This window comes from Streptomyces sp. NPDC033178 (assembly GCF_055577685.1).
Window position 1 is genome coordinate 457041 of sequence record NZ_JBVIPT010000002.1, and the last position, 24399, is coordinate 481439.

Annotated in this window: 13 protein-coding genes; 10 read left to right on the forward strand and 3 right to left on the reverse strand. The window is 71.9% G+C overall.

Going from position 1 to position 24399, the window contains the following annotated elements:
* Positions 1 to 140 precede the first annotated feature (140 nt).
* The 6 genes from ACZ5VQ_RS05950 to moeZ all read left to right on the forward strand — a co-directional run bounded on the left by ACZ5VQ_RS05950 (position 141) and on the right by moeZ (position 8403).
* Positions 141 to 1646 carry a DUF3152 domain-containing protein gene (locus tag ACZ5VQ_RS05950; RefSeq protein ID WP_469103859.1) on the forward strand — a complete coding sequence of 502 codons (1506 nt, stop codon included), beginning with the start codon at positions 141 to 143 and terminating at the stop codon, positions 1644 to 1646.
* A gap of 246 nt (positions 1647 to 1892) precedes the next feature.
* The gene (locus tag ACZ5VQ_RS05955; protein WP_469103860.1) at positions 1893 to 3716 is read left to right on the forward strand and encodes a DUF3492 domain-containing protein; all 1824 of its coding nucleotides are present in this window, start codon (positions 1893 to 1895) and stop codon (positions 3714 to 3716) included.
* Between the two features lie 206 nt (positions 3717 to 3922).
* On the forward strand, positions 3923 to 5308 hold the full coding sequence (locus ACZ5VQ_RS05960; protein WP_469104074.1) for a hypothetical protein: 1386 nt from the start codon (positions 3923 to 3925) through the stop codon (positions 5306 to 5308).
* Between the two features lie 147 nt (positions 5309 to 5455).
* On the forward strand, positions 5456 to 6415 hold the full coding sequence (locus ACZ5VQ_RS05965; protein WP_266755243.1) for an NAD-dependent epimerase/dehydratase family protein: 960 nt from the start codon (positions 5456 to 5458) through the stop codon (positions 6413 to 6415).
* Positions 6403 to 7161, forward strand: a complete 759-nt coding sequence (locus ACZ5VQ_RS05970) for a spherulation-specific family 4 protein (RefSeq protein WP_469103861.1) — start codon at positions 6403 to 6405, stop codon at positions 7159 to 7161. Before ACZ5VQ_RS05965 ends, ACZ5VQ_RS05970 begins: the two co-directional genes overlap by 13 nt.
* A 63-nt stretch (positions 7162 to 7224) precedes the next feature.
* Positions 7225 to 8403 carry an adenylyltransferase/sulfurtransferase MoeZ gene (gene moeZ / locus ACZ5VQ_RS05975; protein WP_307521613.1) on the forward strand — a complete coding sequence of 393 codons (1179 nt, stop codon included), beginning with the start codon at positions 7225 to 7227 and terminating at the stop codon, positions 8401 to 8403.
* Positions 8404 to 8501: 98 nt separating this feature from the next.
* Here the strand turns inward: moeZ and ACZ5VQ_RS05980 are convergent, their stop codons facing one another.
* The 3 genes from ACZ5VQ_RS05980 to ACZ5VQ_RS05990 form a co-directional block, all read right to left on the reverse strand.
* Positions 8502 to 10046 (reverse strand): alpha/beta hydrolase, encoded by a 1545-nt coding sequence (locus tag ACZ5VQ_RS05980; RefSeq protein WP_469103862.1) that lies wholly within the window; start codon positions 10044 to 10046, stop codon positions 8502 to 8504.
* Between the two features lie 118 nt (positions 10047 to 10164).
* Positions 10165 to 11715: an alpha/beta fold hydrolase gene (locus ACZ5VQ_RS05985; RefSeq protein WP_469103863.1), complete on the reverse strand. Its 1551-nt coding sequence runs from the start codon at positions 11713 to 11715 to the stop codon at positions 10165 to 10167.
* Between the two features lie 129 nt (positions 11716 to 11844).
* Positions 11845 to 14661: a lysylphosphatidylglycerol synthase transmembrane domain-containing protein gene (locus tag ACZ5VQ_RS05990; protein ID WP_469103864.1), complete on the reverse strand. Its 2817-nt coding sequence runs from the start codon at positions 14659 to 14661 to the stop codon at positions 11845 to 11847.
* A 185-nt stretch (positions 14662 to 14846) separates the two neighbouring features.
* Between ACZ5VQ_RS05990 and ACZ5VQ_RS05995 the strand changes: the two genes are divergently transcribed.
* The 4 genes from ACZ5VQ_RS05995 (at position 14847) to ACZ5VQ_RS06010 (ending at position 24357) form a co-directional block, all read left to right on the forward strand.
* Entirely contained in the window at positions 14847 to 15212 is a 366-nt protein-coding gene (locus ACZ5VQ_RS05995) for an MGMT family protein (protein ID WP_469103865.1), read from the forward strand.
* Positions 15213 to 15517: 305 nt separating this feature from the next.
* Entirely contained in the window at positions 15518 to 19120 is a 3603-nt protein-coding gene (locus tag ACZ5VQ_RS06000) for an ATP-dependent helicase (RefSeq protein ID WP_469103866.1), read from the forward strand.
* Between the two features lie 229 nt (positions 19121 to 19349).
* Positions 19350 to 22943: a UvrD-helicase domain-containing protein gene (locus ACZ5VQ_RS06005; RefSeq protein WP_469103867.1), complete on the forward strand. Its 3594-nt coding sequence runs from the start codon at positions 19350 to 19352 to the stop codon at positions 22941 to 22943.
* Positions 22944 to 22953: 10 nt separating this feature from the next.
* Positions 22954 to 24357: a dipeptidase gene (locus ACZ5VQ_RS06010; RefSeq protein WP_469103868.1), complete on the forward strand. Its 1404-nt coding sequence runs from the start codon at positions 22954 to 22956 to the stop codon at positions 24355 to 24357.
* Positions 24358 to 24399: the final 42 nt, after the last annotated feature.

Here is a 24399-nt window from a genome sequence, read left to right on the forward strand (position 1 = left end):
GACCTCCGCGGTTCCCCGGTGGCCCGTCGGCGGGAGCAGCGGCCGGTGGGGGAGCGCCCACCGGGCGGCTTCCCGACGGCACGCCCGCGTACGGGTTTCCGCGCCTCCCCGACGGGACTCCGGCGCACGGCTTTCCGCGGATGCAGGACGGAACACCCGCTCATGGGTTTCCGCGTTTCCAGGATGGCGCTCCCGCCCACGGCTTTCCGCGGCCGCAGGGCGGCACGCCTGCCCACGGCTTTCCGCGGCCGCAGGACGGCACCCCTGCCCACGGCTTTCCGCGGTTGCCCGACGGGACACCGGCGCACGGTTTTCCCCGGCTGCCCGACGGGACTCCGGTCCATGGCACGCCGCGTTATCCCGACGGCACTCCCGCTCACGGTGTACCGCGGGCCCGTGGTGGGCATCCCGAGCAGCGCGAAAACGGCGGTGCGTGGGGCGAGTTGAGGGGCGGGCCGCGGGCGGGCGTCGGGTACGGAGCGCCGCAGGGATCCCCGCAGGGGCCTCCCGGGGCGGTACGCCCCGGACCCGGGCAAGGTCAGGGCCTGCCGCAGGGCCGGTCCGGCCCGACGGTTCCCCGGCAGCGGTTCGCGCCGCCCCGGTCGGGAGCCGGCGGCCCCAGGCAGGCCGACGTGGACGCCTTCGACCAGGGCGACGACCCCTTCGCGCCGCGTTCGGCCGCCGCGGCGACGCTTCGCTCGGACCCTTACGCCTCCGTCACCGTCTGGGACGACGAGGTCGAGCACAAGGTGGCTCCGGGCGGGCACAAGCTGCCCCCGGGAGATCAGGAACCCCCGTATGCGCGGCCCGAGAAGGCCCGGGGAGGCAAGGGCCGGGCCTTCACCGGCATCGCGGCCGCCGCAGTCACCACCGTCCTGGCCGTCGTCGTGGCCGGACAGGTCATCAGCGGACGTGAGGATGACTCCGTACGCCCGCAGTCCGCGAGTGGCGCCGACCGGGAGGCCAAGGACTCGGCGTCGCGCACCGACAGCCGGCCGGTCCCGTCGTCATCGGCGGATGGGGACGCGGGCGCGGGTGCGGTCACGCTGTCGTACTCGCAGCAGATGGCGAAGAAGTATCCCCTGGCGGCCGATCTCAAGGGCTCCGGGGAGTTCGACGCGATCTCCGGGTTCGACAAGGCGCCGGGGACCGGGCGCAAGTACACCTACCGCGTCGACGTCGAGAAGGGCCTCGGCCTCGACGGTGCGCTCTTCGCGGAGGCCGTGCAGAAAACCCTGAACGACGACCGGAGTTGGGCCCACGACGGCGGCCGTACCTTCGAGCGGGTCTCCTCCGGGAAGTCCGACTTCGTCATCACCCTGGCAAGTCCTGGGACGACGGCGTTCTGGTGTGCCAAGTCGGGCCTCGACACGACCGAGGACAACGTCTCCTGTGACTCGGCCTCCACCGAACGCGTGATGATCAACGCGTACCGCTGGGCCCAGGGTTCCGAGACGTACGGCGACAAGATGTACGCGTACCGCCAGATGCTGATCAACCACGAGATCGGTCATCGGCTCGGCTTCGGACATGTGAGCTGCAGTGTGGACGGCGCGCTCGCCCCCGTCATGCAGCAGCAGACCAAGTTCCTCGACCACGACGGAATCCGCTGCCGGCCCAACCCCTGGGCGTTCCCCGGGAACTGACGACTTTCCCTGGGAACCGACGGCCTTTCGCTGGAATCCGGCGGGCCGTGACATGACGAAACGTGTTCGGTTGATCTCTTAGCGCGACAGAACGCGACCCGCACGGGAAAGTTACGACCGTTCACCCCTTTTGGTGGTGCGATGGACAACCGTCCATCGCACCACCGGCATGTCCGCATACGTTCGTCCCGCTGCGAGCCGCCGGGTCAACGGCGGCTCCCCATACGGGAGATCGGGGGTGCGCTCGTGCGCATCGGACTGCTTACGGAGGGTGGCTATCCGTATGTGAGCGGTGATGCCAGGCTCTGGTGCGACCGGCTCGTGCGCGGGCTCGGGCAGCACGAGTTCGACATCTACGCGCTCAGCCGCAGTGAGCAACAGGAGGACGAGGGCTGGATCGAGCTCCCGCCCCAGGTCAGCCGCGTACGCACCGCACCCCTGTGGACCGCCGAGGACGACGGCGTCGGATACGGGCGACGGGCGCGGCGGCGCTTCGCCGAGTGTTACGAGGAGTTGGCGGCGGCCGTGTGCGCCGGGGACGCGCCTGTGGGATCCGCCGCGTTCGAGGGGGCAGCCGGATCCGCCGGAGCGGCCGAGGGTGCTTCCGCGGGCGCTTCTGTAGGCGCTTCCGCGGGTGTGGCGGACCGTTTCGGCAGCGCGCTGTACGGGCTGGCGGAACTCGCCCGGGACGAGGGCGGACTGGTCGGCGCCCTGCGCTCCGAGACCGCTGTGCGCGCCTTGGAGCGCGCCTGCCGCGCGCCCGGCGCACTTCGTGCCGCACGTGGCGCACGCGTACCGGATCTGCTCACCGTCGCCGCCCAGGTGGAGCGCACGCTGAGACCGCTGTCCCTCGACTGGTACGAGGACGACGGGCTCGGCTCGGTCGACCTGTGCCACGCCACGTCCGGCGGCGCGGCGGCCCTGCCCGGGCTGCTGGCGCGGCACTTCACGGGCGTGCCCCTGCTCGTCACCGAGTACGGCGTGCAGCTGCGGGCGCACTATCTGGGTGCGCGGGAGGATCTGGAGGGCCGCGCGGCCTCGTCCTCGGCGCGGGCGCTGCTCGCCGCGTTCCACGGCCGGCTCGCCGCCGAGGCGTACCGGCAGGCCGAGATCATCACGCCCGGCAACACGCACGCCCGCCGCTGGCAGGAGCGCTGCGGCGCCGACCGCGCCAGGATCCGTACGGTCTATCCCGGCATGGAGGCGTCCCGCTTCTCGGACGTGGGCGAGAGCGCCGAGGCCGCCGACGCGGACACCCTGGTGTGGGTCGGGCGCATCGAGCCCGCCAAGGACCTGATCTCGCTGCTGCACGCCTTCGCGGAGATCCGCAAGGACGAGCCGAAGACGCGGTTGCGCATTGTCGGCGCGCCGGCCGAGGGGCTGGAGGGCGCGACCTATCTGGCGCACTGCAAGGCCCTGGCCGCGCAGCTCTTCCCCGACGAGGCGGACGGCGTGCACACCGTCGGCGACAACCCCGTCTCCTTCGAGGAGATCGGGGGACCGGAGGTACCGACCCTCCCGGAGGCGTACGAGGCGGGCGCCGTCGTCGTCCTGTCCAGCGTCGTCGAGGGCTTTCCGATCAGCCTCGTCGAGGCGATGTTCTGCGGACGCGCCACGGTGTCCACCGATGTCGGGGCGGTCGTGGAGGTCATCGGCGGTACGGGTCTCGTGGTGCCGCCGCGCAATCCGCGGGCGCTCGCCGAGGCGTGCGTCTCCCTGCTGCGCGACCCGGAGCGTCGTGCGCGCCTCGGCGCGGCGGCACGCGCGCGTGCGCTCGAACTGTTCACCGTCGAGCAGAACATCGCGGCATTTCACGGCATTTACCTGGAGATCCTCTCGCGCTGTCCGGTCCGGCGGGTCGTCGTCGACGCCTCGGGCGAGCCCCTGCCGTTCGCCATACCGGCCGAGGCCCATGTGCCGGGGCGGTGGGCCCACTCCGGCACCCGACTGGTCGCGGGCAGACCCGGTCCGGGATGGGCTGCGGGACCGCCGGTCCGGGGCGTCCCGCTCGGGTCCGCCTCGGGCGCCGCATCCGGCGAGCCCGTGCCCGCAGGGGAGGGGGCGTGGTGAACGGACGGCGACGGACGGGGCGCGCGGACGCCACCCAGGCGTCGGGAAGCCCCGGGGCGTGGGACGCAAGGGACACAAGCTCCGAGGCGCGGCTGATGGGCGTCGACGAGCCGGGGACACCGGACGCCGAGGTGGGCGAGACGAGGGTGGTCGACGTCCAGCCTGGAGAAGTCCGCGTGGTGGACGTGCAGTTGGGGGAGTCGAGGGTGGCGGATGCCCGGCGCGAGGCGTCGAGCGTGGCGGATGCCCGGCTCGGGTGGGATGTCGCTTCCGGTGCCGGTGCCGGTGCCGGTGTCGATGCCGGTGTCGGTGTCGGTGTCGGTGGAGGTTTGGGTGCGGGCGTGGCTCCGGCTTCCGGCCGGAAGCCGTCGGCTCACGCGGGCGAGGCCGCTTCCGCCGGCCGCGAGGCTTCCGCCTACGGGAGCGAACCGGCCGGCTCCGACCGCGAGGCGCCCCCCTACGCCGGGGGAGGTGCTGCCGCGGACCGTAAACCCTCCGCCCGGCGCGGTGCCGTCGACCCCGTGAAGGCCCTGATGCACCGCCACCGGGAGCTGTGCGAGCGCGCGGTGGACCCGCTGGAGATCGCCGCGGGGCTGGAGGCACACGGTGTGACCGACCGGACCGCCACGCGCTTCCGGCACCGGGACGTGTTCTCGCTCGCCGAGGAGATGTACGCGCGCGTGCCCCGCGCCGGTGACACGGCCCCTCGGCCCGAGGCCCCGGACACCCTCCGGGTGCGCGCCGACTGGGCTCTGCTCACCCTGCTGCCGGGCGCCCTGTGCGCGGCGACCGTGACCGGACTCCGGCTCACGGAGGGACGGCCGCGTCTCGCGGTGGCCGTCGTGGGCGTGTTCGCCGTCTCCCTGGGCCTGCGCGCGGCAGTACGCCGCGGCCCGCTGCGCGCCGCACGCGCGTGGCACCCGACCACGTCCACGCGCGCCTGGACCTGCGGGCTCCTCGCCTACGCCCTTCTCGGCGACGGCCTGCTCGCCGCGGGCATCGAGGGCGGCCCCGACGGACCGCCCACCGGCGGCTCCGACAGCCCCTGGCCGATAGCTCTCGCGTCCGTCCTCGCCCTCACCCTCGCCGTCGTCCCGGCGACCTGGTGCGCCCACCTCTTCGCCGTACGAGCCCGGCGCCGACTCGCCACCAGCCGGGGCCTGGAGGAGTTCGCCTCCTCCGTGAGGCCCCTGCTCCTGGGCGTGTTCGGACTGTTCCTCTGCGCCCTGGGCGGACTGCTCGTCGGCAGCGGGGCATGGCTGGGCGAGCCTCCCGCGTACGCCGCGGCCGGTGCCCTCGGCGCGCTTCTGCTGCTCGCCCGGCTCCTCACCGTGCACGGCTTCACCCACGCTCCCGCCGTCATCCTCGCGGCCGCGGGCACGGCCGAGGCGCTGGCACTGGTGAGCGTCTTCGCCGGCCGCCTGCCCGGCTGCTCGCTGCTGGCCCGGCCCGTCGAGACCGCGGCCGCCGCCTGGGGGCCGGGATCCGTCCCCGCCCTCGTGTGCGGGGGCGCGGCACTCGTCCTCCTGATCCATGCGACCAGGACCCTCACCCGGGCCTCGGCCCACGCGGCACACGGAGAGACGCCGTGAACCGCCCCCGGCGCCCGGCCTCCGTGCCGAGCGCCCTTCCCGCGGGGCCGACACCGCGGGCCTTCCGCACGACCCACGGCAACACCCTGAAGGAGAACGCCAGATGATCACCCTCCGCATCGGAGAATCCGCCCCGGGAGCCGCCCGATGAGGGTGCTGCTGATCGGAGCCAACGGATACCTGGGCCGGTTCGTCGCCGACCGCCTCCTCGCCGACCCCGCCGTGCAGCTCACCGCGCTCGGCCGGGGCGACGACGCGGACGTGCGCTTCGACCTCGCCAGCGGCAGCCCGGGAGCGCTCACCCGCTTCCTGGACGCGGTGCACCCCGGCGTCGTCGTCAACTGCGCCGGAGCCACCCGCGGCGGCGCCCGCGAGCTGACCCGGCACAACACCGTCGCCGTCGCCACCGTCTGCGAAGCCCTGCGCCGCAGCGGCTGCGGAGCGCGCCTCGTACAGATCGGCTGCGGCGCGGAGTACGGCCCCAGCCAGCCCGGCTCCTCCACGGCCGAGGACGCCGTGCCCCGCCCCGGCGGCCCGTACGGCGTCAGCAAGCTCGCCGCCACCGAACTGGTCCTCGGGTCCGGCCTCGACGCCGTCGTCCTGCGGGTGTTCTCGCCCGCCGGACCCGGCACCCCGGCCGGCTCTCCCCTCGGCCGCCTCGCCGAGGCCATGCGCCGCGCCATGCAGTCCGGCGACGGCGAACTCAAACTCGGTGGCCTCGGCGTCCAACGCGACTTCATCGACGTACGCGACGTCGCCCGTGCCGTCCATGCCGCCTCCCTCTCCGCCGCACAGGGCGTCATCAACATCGGATCCGGTCGTGCCGTACGCCTCCGCGACGCCGCCTCCGTCCTCGCACGCGTCGCCGGCTACGGCGGTGCCCTGCACGAACTCGACGGACCGCCCGTCCCGGTCAGGCCATCCATCGGCCACCCCCGCTCCGAGACGGAGCACACGGCCCCGGCCGCCTACCCCTACCCGGACGGCTGTGGCAGCTGGCAGCAGGCCGACGTGCGCACCGCACGCGACCGGCTCGGCTGGCGCCCCCGGATCAACCTCGAGGAATCCCTCGCCGACATCTGGATGGAGGCGGCATGCCGCATCTGACCAGCACCGCAACGGGCACCGCGAGCACCGACTTACGGGCCGGCTTCGGTATCCCCGGCTATGCGCACCCCCTTGTCGCCCCGGTCGAATGGGGCGAACTCACCCGCCCCGGAACCCCCTTGCACTGGGTCGTCCTGAACGTCGCCGACGGCCCCGGCACCCGCCCCGACCCCCGCTGTCTGGAGGCGGCCGGACGCCTGCGCAACGCGGGCGTCCGCGTCCTGGGCCACCTGGATGTGACGTACGGCGCACGAGCCTTCGGTGAGCTCGTCTCCGACGCGAACCGCTATCGCGACTGGTACCAGGTCGACGGCTTCCTCCTGGACCGCTGTCCCACGGAGCGGACAGCGCTGCCCGAGATCCGTCGCACGGCCACCACCCTGCGGGCGCTCTTCGGCGAGGGGCACCAGGGCCACATCGTCCTCGGTCACGGCACCCACCCGTATCCCGGATATGCCGAGGCCGCCGACCAGTTGGTGACCTTCACCGGGCCCTGGAGCGATTACCGCTGGTCGCAGGTGGCCGAGTGGACCGCCGAGTACCCGCCTGAGCGCTTCTGCCACTTCGTGCACAGCGTGCCCCGCGGCCATCTCGACGAGGCACTGCGCATCGCCCGCTGGCAGGGCGCCTCGACGATCTACTTCACCGACCGCACGGATCGCGGGGGTTCGGCCGACCCCTGGGAGAGCATGCCCGGCTACTGGGACGAAATCGTCTCGCGGATCGGAACGGGTGTCTCGGAATGAAGAAGGGCGTGGCAGTGTTACGGGGAGAACAACTGTAGTGATTGACCGACCAACGGAGTCCCCGTGTCGCTGCCACCCCTGGTCGAGCCAGCTGCTGAGCTCACCGTAGACGAGGTCCGCAGGTACTCCCGCCACCTGATCATCCCCGACGTGGGCATGGACGGGCAGAAGCGGCTGAAGAACGCCAAGGTGCTCTGTGTGGGCGCCGGCGGCCTGGGCTCGCCGGCGCTGATGTACCTGGCCGCCGCCGGCGTGGGCACGCTCGGCATCGTGGAGTTCGACGAGGTCGACGAGTCGAACCTGCAGCGCCAGATCATCCACAGCCAGGCGGACATCGGCCGCTCCAAGGCCGAGTCGGCCCGGGACAGCGTGCTGGGCATCAACCCCTACGTGAACGTGGTCCTTCACGAAGAGCGGCTCGAAGCCGAGAACGTGATGGACATCTTCAGCCAGTACGACCTGATCGTCGACGGCACGGACAACTTCGCGACCCGCTACCTGGTCAACGACGCGTGCGTGCTGCTCAACAAGCCGTACGTCTGGGGCTCCATCTACCGCTTCGACGGCCAGGCCTCGGTCTTCTGGTCCGAGCACGGCCCCTGCTACCGCTGCCTCTACCCGGAGCCCCCGCCGCCGGGCATGGTTCCCTCCTGCGCCGAGGGCGGCGTGCTGGGTGTGCTGTGCGCGTCCATCGGTTCCATCCAGGTCAACGAGGCCATCAAGCTCCTCGCGGGCATCGGCGAGCCGCTCCTCGGCCGCCTGATGATCTACGACGCCCTGGAGATGCAGTACCGCCAGGTCAAGGTCCGCAAGGACCCGAACTGCGCGGTGTGCGGCGAGAACCCCACCGTCACCGAGCTCATCGACTACGAGGCCTTCTGCGGCGTCGTGTCCGAGGAGGCCCAGGAGGCGGCCGCTGGCTCGACGATCACTCCCAAGCAGCTCAAGGAGTGGATCGACGACGGCGAGAACATCGAGATCATCGACGTCCGCGAGATCAACGAGTACGAGATCGTCTCGATCCCCGGTGCCAAGCTGATCCCGAAGAACGAGTTCCTCATGGGCACCGCTCTGGAGACCCTTCCGCAGGACAAGAAGATCGTCCTGCACTGCAAGACGGGTGTCCGCAGCGCGGAGGTCCTCGCGGTCCTCAAGTCGGCCGGTTTCGCGGACGCCGTGCACGTGGGCGGCGGCGTGATCGGCTGGGTCAACCAGATCGAGCCGGAGAAGCCGGTGTACTAGGCGTACGCCTTCTTCGGAGGAGGGGCTCGGCACCAGGTGTGCCGGGCCCCTTTTCGCTGCCCCGGTCGGGATCGCTCCCGTCGGGACCGCCCGGGCCGCTACTCGCAGACCTTGCCGTCCTGAGGCACCTTCCCGTCCAGCAGGTAGTCGTTCACCGTGCTGTCGACACAGTCGCTCCCGCTGCCGTACGCCCCGTGTCCCTCGCCCTTCCAGGTGAGCTGCACACCGACGCCCTTGCCCAGCTCGTCGGCCATCTTGCGGGCGCCCTCGTACGGCGTCGCCGGGTCGCCGGTGTTGCCCACCACCAGGACGGGCTCCGCGCCGGGCGCGCTCACCTCCGCCGTCTCGTGCTGGCCGGCCACCGGCCAGTCGTGGCACCAGCCCGCCGTGTCCCAGCCCATCGAATCGCCGAAGACGGGCGAGATCTTCCGGAACTCGGGGAGCAGCGCCTTCGCCTCCTCGGGCGTCGGCCGCTCCTTGTCGTCCAAGCACGATATGACCCGTTGTGAATGCGTCGTCGTGCCGTAGCGGCCCGATGCGTCACGGTCGTTGTAGCCGTCGGCCTGCGCGAGCAGTTCCGTACCGTCGCCGTCCTCGGCCGCTTCGAGCGCGCTGGTGAGCGCGGGCCAGGACGACTTGCTGTAGAGCGGGTAGATGACGCCCGTGAGGGCCAGCTGCTGGGTGAGGTCGCGGCCACTCGCCGTCGACAGCGGTTCGGAGTCGATCCGCTTCAGCAGGTCCACGATCTTCTGGGAGCCCTCCTGCGGGTCCTGGCCCGTCGACTTGAGGTAGTCCTCCAGGGCGCGCTGGAAACCCTTGGCCTGGTTCTTGGCGTGGCCCACCGTGCCGGCGCTCGGGTCGACGACCGCGTCGAGGAGCAGACGCCCCACGTTCCTGGGGAACAAGTGGGCGTACACGCCGCCCAGTTCCGTGCCGTACGAGATGCCGAAGTAGTGCATCTTCTGGTCGCCGAGGACATGGCGCATCAGGTCCATGTCCCGGGCCGTGTCGGTGGTCGAGACGTGCTCCATGAGCTTGCCCGCCGACTCCTGGCAGCCCTTGCCGAAGTCGGCCGCGTCCTTGAGGAACGTGGTCTCCTCGGCGGAGGTGTCCGGCGTGGTGTCGACCGACTCGGCCGTCTGGATCTCCTTGTTGTCGCGGCAGCGCACGCCCTCGCTGGCCGCGACGCCGCGCGGGTCCCAGCTCACCAGGTCGTACCGCTTGTGGAGCTCGGCGAACGTGGGCCCGTACGGCGGCAGATAGTCGACGCCCGAGCCGCCCGGGCCGCCGAAGTTGAACAGCAGCGAGCCGATGCGCTCGTCCGAGGAGCCGCTCGACTCGCTGCGGATCAGCGCTATGCCGATGGTCTCGCCAGTCGGCTTCGACCAGTCCAGTGGCACCTTGAGCGTCGCGCACCGCCAGTCGCCGCCCGGCGCGGGGCCGGTCTCCGTGGCCTTGCAGCCGTCCCAGTCGAGCTTCTGCGAAGTGAGGGAAGCGGGCAGCCCAGTGGTGTCGGAGGGCGCCGCGGCAGGCGGCCTTCCGTCGTCCCTGCTCCCGTCCCCGTCGCTCCCGGACGAGCCGCTGCAGCCGGCCACCAGCAACGCGGCGGCGGCCACAGCCGTCCACCGTGCGATACGCGCCATGAACACTTCCCCCCTCGCGGGCGTCGTCCGCCGGATGTCGCGGATGACAGTCAGGCAATAGTAGGCAGATGGCCGCGAGCGCCGTGAAGCCCTGTGGATAACCGTCTGACCTGCTATTTCACGAGCAGACCTGGCCGGTCGGCGGGACCTTGCCGTTCAGCAGGTAGCCGTTCACGGCATCGCGCACGCACTTGTTTCCGCTGTCGTACGACCCATGCCCCTGGCCCTTGTACGTCAGCTCCACCCCGACGCCCTCGCCCAGCGAGTCCACCATCTTGCGGGCGCCCTCGTACGGCGTCGCCGGGTCGCCGGTGTTGCCGACCACGAGGATCGGCGCCGAGCCCGGCGCGCTCACGTCAGGGTGGTCGGCGGCGCCCGCCACGGCCCAGTCGGTGCAGCCGACCAGGCCCCACGCCAGATAGTCGCCGAACAGGGGCGAGGCCTTGCGGAACTCCGGAAGCCTCGTCTGCACGTCGGCGGTGGTGTAGCGGGGCTTGTCGTCGGCGCAGTTGATGGAGACGTTGGCGGCGGCGAGGTTGCTGTACTCGCCGTCCTGGTTTCGCCCGTTCATCGAGTCGGCCAGCAGCATCAGCACCCTGCCGTCACCGTCGTACGCCTGCTGGAGTCCCTCGGTCAGGTACTCCCAGAAGTCCTGCGAGTACAGGGACTGCGCGATACCGCTGATGGCGGCGGTCTGGGTCAGCTGCCGGGGGAAGACGCCCGGGATGGGCCTGCTGTCGAGGTCCGTGAGCAGTTCGGCGATCCGGTCCTTGACGTCCTGGGCGCTGTCGCCGAGCGGGCAGTCCTCCGTCTTCGACGTGCAGTCCTCGGCGAAGTTGTCGAGTGCGAGCTGGAAGCCCTTGGCCTGCCCGAGCGACCCCTGTTCCGAGTTCTGTGTCGGGTCCACGACCGCGTCGAAGACGGCCCGCCCCACCTTCTTGGGGAACAAGTGGGCGTACACGCCGCCCAGTTCCGTGCCGTACGAGATGCCGAAGTAGTGCAGCTTGTCGTCGCCGAGGACCTGCCGCATCAGGTCCATGTCGCGGGCCGCGTCGGTGGTGCGTACGTACGGGAGGGTTTTGCCGGAGTTCTTCTCGCAGGCCGCGTTGAACTCCTTGGTGCTGTCCAGGAGGGTCTTCTGTTCGGCCGTGTCGTCGGGGGTGGCGTCCTGCTGGAAGTACTCGTCGAGCTGTTCGTTGTTCTCGCACTTCACGCCCGCGCTGCGGCCGACGCCCCGGGGGTCGAAGCTGACCAGGTCGTAGCGGGTGCGCAGTTGCTCGTAGTCCTGGCCGAACGAGGGGAGCGTGGTCACGCCCGAGCCGCCCGGGCCGCCGAAGTTGAAGATCAGTGAGCCGATGCGCTTGTCCTTGGCGCCGCTCGCCTCCGCGCGGATCAGCGCGAGCCCGATCGTGTCCCCTTTGGGCTTGTCCCAGTCGAGGGGCGCCTTGAGGGTCGCGCACTTCCACGTGTCACCGTCCGGCAGGGGTGACGGGGCATCTCCGCCGCCCTCGGCCTCGGAGGGCTCAGGACAGTCCTGCCAGCTCAGCTTCTGCGCCGACAGATCCTCGTCCTTGGAGTCACCGTCGCCGCCGCAGCCGGCGAGGGCCGCCGACAGCAGAACGGCGGTGGCGGTCAGGGCGGCGGCCCGGAGCGGGGAAGGGTTCGGCATGCTCCCCATCCTGAGGTCGCCCAGGGCGGGGCGCTCGGGGCACGGGCCGTGCGGGTGAGAGCCCCGACGCCCGTCTGTGGAGCGCGCTCTCGTGTCCCAGGGGCCGCTCAGGGGGGGCAGGCCCAGGGGTCAGAGCGCGCCCTTGCGGGTGAGGTGGTTGAAGAAGAGCCACCCCGGCAGCACGGGCAGCCACAGCGTGAGCAGTCGGTACAGGAGGACGGCGGGCGCCGCGACCTCGCTGGGGAGCCCGACGGCGATCAGACCGACCGTCAGGGTCGCCTCGACCGCGCCCACGCCACCCGGGGTCGGCGCGGCGGAGCCGAGCGCGTTTCCGGCGAGGAAGACCACGGCGACACTGGCGATGCTCAGTGAGGGCATGCCCTCGGTCCCGAACGCCCGGACCGACGCGTCGAGGCACATCACGAAGCAGGCCGTCAGGAGAAGCATGCCGCCGATGCCGGTGAGGAGCTTCTGCGGCCGCTGCAGCACATCCAGCATGCGCGGCACGACACCCGCGAAAAGCGACCTCACGCGCGTGACGACGAATTTTCGCAGGAACGGCACCGACGTCACCACGAGGACGAGGACGGCGACGGTCAGCAGACCTGCGATGACGGTCCTGGACGGCGACAAGGAGGGGGTCTTCTCGGTACCGGTCAGATAGCCGAAGGAGAGCAGCATCAGGATGTGGCAGCCGAGCCCGAACAGCTGCGACGCGCCGACACTCGCCACCGCGAGCCCCGGCCGTACCCCCGCGCGCTGGAGGAACCGCGTGTTGAGGGCGACACCGCCCACCGCCGCGGGCGCCACGATCTTCACGAAGGAACCGGCGACCTGCGCGGCCACGGTCCGCATGAACGGCACCCGCTCGGGCACGAAGCCCAGCAGGCTCATGGCCGCCGCGAAGTAGCTCAGCATCGAGAAGAGCACGGCGGCGGCGACCCAGCCCCACTCGGCGTTGTCGAAGAGCGTGCCGAACTCGATGTGCGTGAGCTGCGTCAGCAGGAAGTACGCGCCGAACGCTCCCGCGATGAAACTGATCAGCGTGCGCGGCCGGATGCGTTCCAGGCGGGCCGGTTCGACCGGTGCCTGTGGCCTGATCAGGAGCACCTGGTGACGGATCTGGGTGAGCAGATCCTCCTCGCGCGCCTCCTCCAGGGCGTCGTCGATGGCGCGCTTCTCCGCCCGCTGTTCGGCGCGTACGGCCTTCTTGTCGGGCTTCTCCAGGACGGGCCTGGTCGCCTCGGGAGTGTGCTCGTGCTCCTCGGCGCGGGCCAGCTTGGCCTGCCGGGAGGCTTCCAGGACGGCCTCGCGCTCGCGCTCCGACCGCTCCCGGGCCAGCTTCCGCAGCGTCGCGCGGTGGGAGCGGGTGAGCGCGATGGGCTGCAGCATGGGCAGACAGTCCGCGACCGCGTCCGGGCCGAGGACGCCGACGGCCGACGCCACTGCGCGCTCCGCGCCGATCCGCAGGCCGAGCGTGGTCACCAGCTGGGCGACGTCCATGCGCAGCAGCAGCTCACCGGCCGCGATCTCGCCGTTGCGCAGATCCGTGAGGATCACCGTGCCGGAACGATCCACCAGGATCGCGTCGCCGGCGAGCCTGCGGTGCGCGATGCGCCGGGACTGCAGTGCCTGCACCTGATGCCACGTGTCCCGGAGCAGGTCGTCGGTGATGTCCTCGTCCGGCAGCGAGTCGAGCGTGCGCCCACCGGTGTGCTCGTAGACCAGCATCACGGCGTCGGGGCCGAGCTCGGACGTCGCGATCAGTTTGGGCGCGTTGGCTCCGGCCGCGATGGCCGCGTACGCGAGGAGGGCCTCCTGCTCCAGGGCCTGGCGCAGCGACTGGAGGCTTCGGCGCGTGGTGATGCCGCGCAGTGTCAGACGGCGCCACACGCGGTAGAAGAAGCCCTGCGCCTGCTGTTCGCGGTCGACGACCGTGACGTCCAGCGGTGGACCGTCCTGGAGCGTCACGAAGTACCGGCGGCCACGATCGCCGTCCAGGGCCTCCGGAGTCTCGTCCCTGGCCGCGCTCACCGGGTGGAAGCCGACGTGCCGCAGGCCCGCCATCAGGGTCCGCCCCGTGGGCCGCACGTTCGGCGAGCCGACCGCGTACAGCGTCCCGTACGCCACGCTCCAGCCGATCAGCACGGTCAGGATGATCGAGAACGGGGTCGTGTAGCCGGTGACGAGCATGGAGAAGGCGTCGAGCATCAGCACCACCCACAGCACCGCGCGCCAGCGCGGCCGGCGCGACATGCCGACGGCCGTCATGTACGCGATGACCGGCGCGAGATAGCCGTGCACCGGGTCGGTGAGGGCGTGGATGTCGCCGGGGGAGGGCTGTGTGAGTGCCTTCTGGATCGAGTCCGGGGCCGCCTTGGCGACCCACAGGTCGGTGGCGAGTGTCACACCGTGCGCGAGGACCGCGGCCAGCACACCGTCGGCGATGCGCAGTCCGTCGCGCTTGATCAGCCGCTCGATGGCGAACGCGACCGGCACCAACAGGATCGCGATGCTCGACGCGAGCCCCGCGATCTTGATCAGCAGGTCGGGTGCCTCGTCGGTGCCCTTGTTGATGTCCTGTGCCAGCCCCGACGTCGTGCCGTGCGCGAACGCGGCGATCGCCATCAACAAGGCGATCGCGAGCACGCCCACCAGGAGACGCATCAGGTCGGAAGGGCGGTGCACGCGCGCGGGGAGCAGCGGTTCGTCGCCCTCGACCTCTTCGCTGTGGGCGTCGTCGGCGCAGTCCGCCGCCTCGTCGCCCCTCTCCTTGTGCGCGTCCGCCTGCCCGTCGGCTCGCCCGTCGGGGTCCGTCTTCTTGGTCAGATCGGCCTTCTCGGACGCGTTCGCAGCGCGCTCGTCCGAGTCGTCGCCGGTGTCCGGGCGCGACGAAACCTCAGAGGTGCCCTCCGCGTCTTCGGGGTGCACACCCTGCTGTTTCATCGTCTCTTCTTGATCTCGTATCACCAGTAACCGCCCGCACGATGGTGGCATGCCCCGCCGACACAGGGGGGCATCAGGGTGCAATGCGGGGTCGCACAGTCTGCCCCAAGCGCTGCTCCGGGGCGAGGGATACGCACAGTCGCCACCACGTCACATTGTCGGTGCTCTGGGGCAGGATGGGCCGGATGAGCGAGCAGAGCCTTCCGGCGGACGCCCTGCCGGAGTACGCGGAGCGGGTCCTCGACGTCGCCGAGCAGATCCCGCCCGGGCGTGTCATGACGTACGGAGATGTCGCCGAATGGCTGGAGGAGGGCGGGCCCCGACAGGTCGGCCGCGTCATGGCCCTCTACGGAGGAGCGGTTCCCTGGTGGCGGGTCATACGCGCGGACGGCAAGCTGCTCCCCGGCCACGAGCTGGAGGCACTGGGGCACTACCGCGCCGAGGGCACGCCCCTGAAGGAGGCGAGCAGGGCCTCCGAGGGCCATCTCCCGCGGGTCGACATGAAACAGGCCCGGTGGGACGGCGGCGGGCGCACGGAGGGTCACACCTGACAGCATCCGGCATCGAGCTGTCAGGAGGGGTGGCGGTGGCCCGTACGGGGGAAGCGGGGCACGTCCGTGACATGGCGTACGTTCGTGAGGCGGGTGACGTGTGTGCCTGGTGGGAACAAGAGGAAGCGCTGCTTCCACCACATTCACCGGCGTAGCGTCGACGGCGCGCACCCCGTTCATCCCGCGGCCACCGCCCTCAACGCACGAGGGTCCCTCCATCCGTCGCCCCAGCACCACCCCTGAATGACGGCGTTCCGCGTCGACAGAGACAGACCCAAGCACACCCACCAGGACCGGCGAACCACGTGAGCTCCTCTTCCTCCACCAGGCGCCTGTCGCACCCCCAGGGGCGACAGGGGGCCCGTGGCGCTTACCGACTGGTGCGTACCCCGCCGGCCAGGGTGGCTCCCCCTCTGCTGGACGCAGGGCAGCGCGCGGCGGTTGACCACGAGCACGGCCCGCTGCTCGTCCTCGCAGGTCCGGGCACCGGCAAGACGACCACACTCGTGGAGTCCGTCGCGGCGCGGATCGCACGCGGCGCGGACCCCGAGCGGATCCTGGTGCTCACATTCAGCCGCAAGGCCGCCGTGGAACTGCGCGACCGCATGGCGCTGCGCATAGGAGCGGCCCGCGCGCCCCAGGCGACGACCTTCCACTCCTTCTGCTACGCCCTCGTCCGCGCCCACCAGGACAGCGACCTGTTCGTGGAGCCGCTGCGGCTGCTCTCCGGCCCCGAACAGGACGTGGCGGTACGGGAACTGCTCGCGGGCCAGCCCGGCCTGGAGCGGCTCGGCCTCGCCCATGTGCGCTGGCCGGACGAGCTCCGCGCCTGCCTCACCACGCGCGGCTTCGCCGACGAGGTCCGCGCGGTCCTCGCCCGCAGCCGCGAACTGGGCCTCGGCCCTGACGCCCTCCAGGCCTTCGCGCGGCGCATCGGCCGCCCCGACTGGCTCGCCGCCTCCGCCTTCCTCGCCGAGTACCTCGACGTCCTCGACATGCAAGGAGTCCTCGACTACGCGGAACTGGTGCACCGCGCGGTGCTGCTCGCCCGGCGCCCCGAGGTCGCCGAGCGCCTCGCCGCCCAGTACGACGCCGTCCTCGTGGACGAGTACCAGGACACCGATCCGGCACAGGTACGGCTGCTGCACGCACTCGCGGGCGGCGGCCGCACCCTCGTGGCCTTCGGCGACCCCGACCAGTCGATCTACACATTCCGGGGCGCCGACGTGAACGGCATCCTCCAGTTCCCGGAGGCCTTCCCGCGCGCGGACGGTACATCGGCACCGATGGAGGTCCTGAGGACCTCACGCAGGTCCGGCGCCGGCCTCCTGGCGGCCACCCGGCTGCTGACCCAGCGCATGCCCCTGACCCGCCTCCCCGCGGAGAAAGTCCGCGCCCACAGGGAGTTGGCCCCCGTACGGGACGGCGGCAGCGTCGAGGTCCACACCTACCCGACGCCCGGCACCGAGCTGGACAACATCGCGGACATCCTGCGCCGCGCCCACCTGGAGGACGGCGTCCCCTGGAACGAGATGGCCATCCTGGTGCGCGCGGGCTCCCGCACCATCCCGACGATCCGCCGCACCCTCACCGCGGCCGGCGTCCCCCTCGACATCGACGGTGACGACCTGGCGTTGCGGCACGAACCAGCGGTGTCACCGCTCCTGACGGCGCTCAGGGCGGTGGCGGCGGCGGAGAGCTCGGGAACCGCGGGTACGGCGGAGAACACGGGGACTGTGGGCGCGGCGGCAGACCCACAGGACGATGAGGACGTACGGGCTGACGAAGACGTACGGGCCGACGACGGTGTGTGTCCCGACGAGGGCGTACGGGCTGACGACGATGCGCGTCCCGACGAGGGCGTACGAGCCGAGGTGGATGAACCCGCGGACGCGGACCACCAGGACACACCTTCCGAAGGTGCCGGCGCACCGGCCGAAGCAGCAGGCGCGCCTGACGAGGAGCCCGATGGCGCCGCCGGCCCCTCCGAGGAACCCGCGCCGGAAGCGCCCCCACCCGACAGGCCCTGGCTCGACACAGAGACCGCGCTCAGCCTCCTCGCGTCCCCGCTGGCCGGCATGGACGCCGCCGATCTGCGCCGCCTGGGCCGCGCCCTGCGCGAGGAGGAGCGCGCCGCCGGCAACCATGTGCCGCCGCCCTCCGACGAGTTGCTGGCGCGGGCGCTGGCCGAGCCCGAGCGGCTGGTCGCCCACGACCCGTCGTACGCGCGTGGAGCCCAGCGTCTGGGCGCCCTGCTGCGGAAGGCACGGGAGCGCCTCGCGGGCGGCGGTACGGCGGAGGAGGCGCTCTGGGAGCTGTGGGACGGCACGCCGTGGCCGCAGCGCCTGGAACGGGCCGCCCGGCGCGGCGGCGCGGCCAGCCGCAACGCGGACCGCGACCTCGACGCCGTGTGCGCGCTGTTCGCCACCGCGTCCCGCGCGGAGGAACGCACCGGAGGCCGCGGCGCCCTCAACTTCCTGGAGGAGATCGACGCCGAGGACATCGCGGCCGACACCCTAACTCGCAGGGCCGTACGCCCTGACGCCGTACGTCTGATGACCGCACACCGCTCCAAGGGCCTGGAGTGGCGCCTCGTGGTCGTCGCGGGTGTCCAGGAGGGTCTGTGGCCCGACCTGCGCCGCCGCGGCTCCCTCCTGGAGGCCGACCGCATCGGACGCGACGGCCTCGCGGAGCCGCTGACCCCCGGAGCACTCCTCTCCGAAGAGCGCCGTTTGTTCTATGTGGCCGCCACGCGCGCGCGTGAGCGCCTCGTCGTCACCGCCGTGAAGGCCCCGGCCGACGACGGAGACCAGCCATCGCGCTTCCTCACCGAACTCGGCGTGGAGCCCAAGGACACGACGGGCCGTCCCCGCCGCCCCCTGTCCGTCGCCGCGCTCGTCGCCGAACTGCGCGCCACCACGGTCGACCCACGCGTCTCGGACCGCCTCAGGGAGGCCGCCGCCCGCCGGCTGGCCAGACTCGCCGCGCTCGGTGACGAGGACGGCCGCCCCCTCGTGCCGTCCGCGCACCCGTACCGTTGGTGGGGCATGTACGAGCCGACCGAGAGCAAGGTGCCGCTGCGCGACCGCGACCATCCCGTGGTGCTGTCCGGGAGCGCCCTCGACCAGCTCGCCAACACCTGCGCCCTGCAGTGGTTCCTGGGCCGCGAGGTGAAGGCCGACGCCCCCGCGACCGTCGCCCAGGGCTTCGGCAACGTGGTGCACGTCCTGGCCGACGAGGTCGCCTCCGGCCGCACCCCCGCGGACCTCGCCGTCCTCATGGAGCGCCTCGACTCCGTGTGGGACGCGCTCGCCTTCGACGCGCCCTGGAAGTCGGCGCAGGAGAAGGAGCACGCGCGCGTGGCGCTCGAACGCTTCCTGAAGTGGCACGTCGATTCCAACGGGGCCCGCGCGGGCCGCGTGCCGGTGGCGAGCGAGCACGACTTCGACGTCACCCTCGAAGCGGGCTCCTACGAAGTACGCATCCGCGGCTCCATGGACCGCGTCGAGCAGGACGCCGAAGGCCGCGCCTACGTGGTCGACTTCAAGACCGGCAAACAGGCACCGAGCGCGGCCGACGTGGCCCACCACCCGCAGCTCGCCGTCTACCAGCTCGCCGTCCGCGAAGGCGCGGTCGACGAGGCCTTCGAGGGCGAACGCCCCGACTCGGGCGGTGCCGAACTCGTCCAACTCCGCCAGGGCGCCCCCAAGAAGGACGGCGGCGAGACCCTGCCCAAGGTGCAGGCCCAGAAGCCGCTGGAGGGGGAGTGGGTCGGCGACCTCCTCGCCACCGCGGCGGGCAAGGTCCTCGACGAACGGTTCACACCGACGACCGGACAGCACTGCACCCACTGCGCGTTCCGCGCCTCGTGCAGCGCGCGGCCGGAAGGGCGGCACGTGGTCGAGTGAGAGGCCTGGTCGGGTGATGGGCGCGGTCGAGTAACGGCCACGGCCGAGTGACAGGGCGCGGGCCCCGGAGGGTGGGTGCGGACATCCGCAGTAGCAGAGGTTCCGCCGTTCGTGGGGCTCCCGCCGTACGTGAAGTGACGTACGGCACCACGCGTGCTGACCAGCGCATCCTCCGGCCCGGCCACCGATTCGGCACCGGCTGTCAGTGGGCGCGGCTAGCCTCTCTGACGTGCCAGCCCGTATCTCTGATCCCGAGCAGCTCAAGGAGCTCCTCGGCATCCCGTTCACCCCGGAGCAGACGGCCTGCATCACCGCACCGCCCGCCCCGCAGGTGATCGTGGCCGGTGCCGGATCCGGCAAGACCACGGTGATGGCCGCGCGCGTGGTGTGGCTGGTCGGCACCGGACAGGTCGCCCCCGAGCAGGTCCTCGGCCTGACCTTCACCAACAAGGCGGCGGGCGAACTCGCCGAGCGCGTACGGAAAGCCCTCATCAAGGCGGGCGTCACCGACCCTGACGTGATCGATCCGGACAACCCGCCCGGCGAGCCGGTCATCTCCACCTACCACGCCTTCGCGGGCCGCCTGCTGACCGACCACGGACTGCGCATCGGGCTCGAACCCACCGCGCGTCTCCTCGCCGACGCGACCCGCTACCAGCTCGCCGCACGTGTCCTGCGCGAGGCACCCGGGCCCTACCCCGCGCTCACCCGCTCCTTCCCCGACCTCGTCAGCGACCTCCTCACGCTCGATGCCGAGCTCGCCGAACACCTCGTACACCCCCGGGACCTGCGGGCCCACGACGCCGCACTGCTGCGCGACCTGGAGAGCGTCAAGCTCACCAACGCCGACCTGCGCAAGGTCCCCGAGACGGCCGCCGCCCGGCGTGAACTGGCTGAACTGGTGAGCCGCTACAGGGCCGCCAAACGCGAGCGCGACCTCCTCGACTTCGGCGACCAGATCGCCCTCTCCGCGACCCTCGCCAGCACCCGCCCCGAGGTCGGCGGCATCCTGCGCGACGAGTTCCGAGTGGTCCTGCTCGACGAGTACCAGGACACCTCCGTGGCCCAGCGCATCCTCCTGGCGGGCCTGTTCGGCAGCGGCACGGGCCACCCGGTGACCGCCGTCGGCGACCCCTGCCAGGCGATCTACGGCTGGCGCGGCGCCTCCGTCGCCAACCTCGACGACTTCCCCGAGCACTTCGCCCACGCCGACGGCCGCCCCGCGACCCGCCAGTCGCTCAGCGAGAACCGCCGCAGCGGCGGCCGCCTCCTCGACCTCGCCAACGGCCTCGCCGAGCCCCTGCGTGCCCTGCACGCGGGCGTGGAGGCCCTCCGCCCCGCCCCGGGCGCCGAGCGGGACGGCATGGTGCGCTGCGCCCTGCTGCGCACCCACGCCGAGGAGATGGACTGGCTCGCCGACTCCATCGCCCATCTCGTGCGCACCGGAAAGGCGCCGGGGGAGATCGCCGTCCTGTGCCGCACCGCGACCGACTTCGCCGAGATCCAGGGCGCCCTCGTGGCCCGCGACATCCCCGTGGAGGTCGTCGGCCTCTCCGGGCTGCTGCACCTCCCCGAGGTCGCCGACCTGGTCGCCGTCTGCGAGGTCCTCCAGGACCCGGGCGCCAACGCCTCGCTGGTCCGCCTGCTCACCGGCCCCCGCTGGCGCATCGGCGCCCGCGACCTCGCCCTCCTGGGACGCAGGGCACGCCTTCTCGTGTCGCACGCGCGCGTGGGGGCCGACGACGACCCCGACCGGCGGCTCGCCGCCGCCGTCGAGGGCATCGACCCGGCCGAGATCATCTCGCTCGCGGACGCCCTCGACACATTCCTGGAGACACCCCTCGGAGGCCACGGGGACGACGACGGCCTGCCCTTCTCCGCCGACGCCCGCGTACGGTTCGCACGGCTCGCCACCGAACTGCGCGACCTGCGCCGCTCGCTCTCCGACCCCCTCATGGACGTCCTGCACCGGGTCCTCGCCACCACCGGCCTGGAGGTGGAGCTCTCCGCGTCCCCGCACGCCCTGGCCGCCCGCCGCCGCGAGACCCTCTCCAACTTCCTGGACATCGCCGCGTCCTTCGCCGCCAACGACGGCGAGGCCACCCTCCTCGCCTTCCTCGGCTTCCTGCGCACCGCCGCCCAGTACGAGAAGGGTCTCGACAACGCCCTGCCGGGCGGCGAGAACACCGTCAAGGTGCTCACCGCGCACAAGTCCAAGGGCCTGGAGTGGGACGTCGTAGCGGTCCCCGGCCTCGTCACCGGCACCTTCCCCAGCAGCCAGGGCCGCGAGAAATGGACCGCACAGGGCAAGGTCCTGCCGCACGAACTCCGCGGCGACGCCGACACCCTGCCGGACATCGGAGCCTGGGACTCCCGCAGCATGAAGGCCTTCCACGAGGCCATGAAGGAGCACCAGCACACCGAGGAACTCCGCCTCGGCTACGTCACGTTCACCCGCCCCCGCTCCCTGCTGCTCGGCTCGGGCCACTGGTGGGGCCCCTCCCAGAAGAAGCCCCGCGGCCCCTCGGACTTCCTGCGGTCCCTGTACGAGCACTGCGAGGCCGGGCACGGCGAGATCGAAGCCTGGGCGGACGAACCCGAGGAGGCCGAGGAGAACCCCGCGTTGCACGAGGCAGGCGGCGACCACGCCTGGCCCCTCCCGCTCGACGACGCAGCCATGGCCCGCCGACGCGCGGCCGCACAGACGGTCCTGGCCCACCTGGAGTCCGGCCACTCCCACGAGACGGCCCACCCCTCGTCCCACGACACCCCGGAGCCGTACGACGACCCGGACTGGCCGCCGCCCGAGGACGACGAACCGCCTTACGACGAACCGCCCTATGACGCACCGCCTTACGACGAGCCCCCCTACGGGGAGGACCCCTACGAAGAGACCGATTTCACAGACGAGGCAGCCCAGGGGAACTGGGACTCGTGGACCACGAACCGTCCCAGGGTTCCCCACCCCACCCCGTCCCCGGACGCGCCCCCCACCCGTTCCCCGGACGCGCCCCCCACCCGTTCCCCGGACGCGCGCCCGCACCCTCCGGAGACGCCGCGCCCCGCCTCCGAGACCAGGCACCTCACCCCGGAGGAAGCCCGCACAATCGCCTCCTGGGACCGCGACCTGGACGCCCTCACCGGAGAGCTCCTGCGCGCACGCGAAAGCGTCACAGACGTCATCCTGCCGGCCTCCCTGACCGCCTCCCAGCTGCTGCGCCTGGCCGCCGACCCGGACGCCTTCGCACAGGAACTGGCGCGCCCCATGCCGCGCCCGCCCCAGCCGGCCGCCCGCCGCGGCACCCGCTTCCACGCCTGGGTCGAGGCCCGCTTCGAAGAGCTGCGACTGCCGATGCTGGAACCGGAGGAACTGCCCGGCAGCGAGGCCGAGATCGCCGACGAACGCGACCTGAAAGCCCTCAAGGAGGCCTTCGAACGCACCCCGTACGCCCACCGCACCCCCTACCGCGTCGAGGCCCCCTTCCAGCTCGCGATCGCCGGACGCGTCGTACGGGGCCGCATCGACGCCGTCTACAAAGAAGAAGACGACGACGGGACGACGTACGAGATCGTCGACTGGAAGACCAACCGCGCCCGCAACGCCGATCCCCTCCAGCTCGCCCTCTACCGGCTCGCCTGGGCCGAGCAGCACGGCGTACCCCTGGAATCCGTACAGGCCGCCTTCCTGTACGTGCGCAGCGGCGAGGTCGTACGCCCCGGGATCCTGCCCGACCGGACCGCACTGGAGCGGCTCCTCCTCGAAGAACCACCCGATGGGGTCCCCGAGGAACCGCCGGACCAGCACGCGCGCGTGGACGGCTAGGCTCGTGACCATGAGCAAGACTCCGGACAGCGCCGTCCGCGCGTACATCGAGCAGCACCGCGCCGCCTTCCTCGACGACCTCGCCGAGTGGCTGCGCATCCCGTCCGTGTCGGCCCAGCCCGAACACGCCGCGGACGTACGGCGCAGCGCCGACTGGCTCGCCGCCAAACTCCAGGAGACCGGCTTCCCGACCTGCGAGGTCTGGGCGACACTCGGCGCCCCCGCCGTCTTCGCGGAATGGCCCTCCGACGACCCGCAGGCACCCACGGTCCTCGTCTACGGACACCACGACGTACAGCCCGCGGCCCGCGAGGACGGCTGGGACAGCGACCCCTTCGAGCCCGTCGTCCGCGGCAACCGCCTCCACGCGCGCGGGGCCGCCGACGACAAGGGCCAGGTGTTCTTCCACACACTCGGCGTCCGCGCCCATCTCGCCGCCACCGGCCGCACCGCCCCCGCCGTCCACCTGAAGCTGCTCATCGAGGGCGAGGAGGAGTCCGGCTCCCCGCACTTCCGCGCACTCGTCGAAGAGCGTAGGGACCGCCTCACCGCCGACGCCGTGATCGTCTCCGACACCAGCATGTGGTCCGAGGACACCCCCACCGTGTGCACCGGCATGCGCGGCCTCGCCGAGTGCGAGATCACGCTGTACGGGCCCGACCAGGACATCCACTCCGGCGCCTTCGGCGGTGCCGTACCCAATCCAGCCACCGCGGCCGCCCGCCTCGTCGCCGCCCTGCACGACGAGCACGCGCGCGTGGCCGTCCCCGGCTTCTACGAAGGCATCGCCGAACTCACCGACCGCGAGCGGGAACTCTTCGCCCAACTGCCTTTCGACGAGGCACAGTGGCTGCGCACCGCCAAGTCGACGGCCACCCACGGAGAGGCCGGACAGACCACCCTGGAGCGGATCTGGGCCCGCCCGACCGCCGAGGTCAACGGCATCGGTGGCGGCTACCAGGGCCCCGGCAGCAAGACGATCATCCCCTCCTCGGCCATGGTGAAGCTCTCCTTCCGGCTCGTCGCCGGACAGGACCCCGACCGCATCGAGAAGATCGTCCGCGCCTGGACCGCCGAGCGACTGCCCGCCGGAATCCGCCACGAGATCACCTTCGCCGCCGCCACCCGCCCGTGCCTCACACCGCTCGACCACCCGGCACTGCAGTCCGTCGCACGCGCCATGGGCCGCGCCTTCGAGCAGGAGATCTGCTTCACCCGCGAGGGAGGATCAGGGCCCGCCGCGGACCTCCAGGACGTCCTCGCCGCACCGGTGCTCTTCCTCGGCATCTCGGTCCCGTCCGACGGCTGGCACGCACCCAACGAGAAGGTCGAACTCGACCTGCTCCTCAAGGGCGTCGAAACCACCGCCTACCTGTGGGGCGACCTGGCCGAGAACTGGCGCGATGCACACTGAAGAAGCCCCGCCGCCACATCCCGCCGTACATCCGGCTGAACC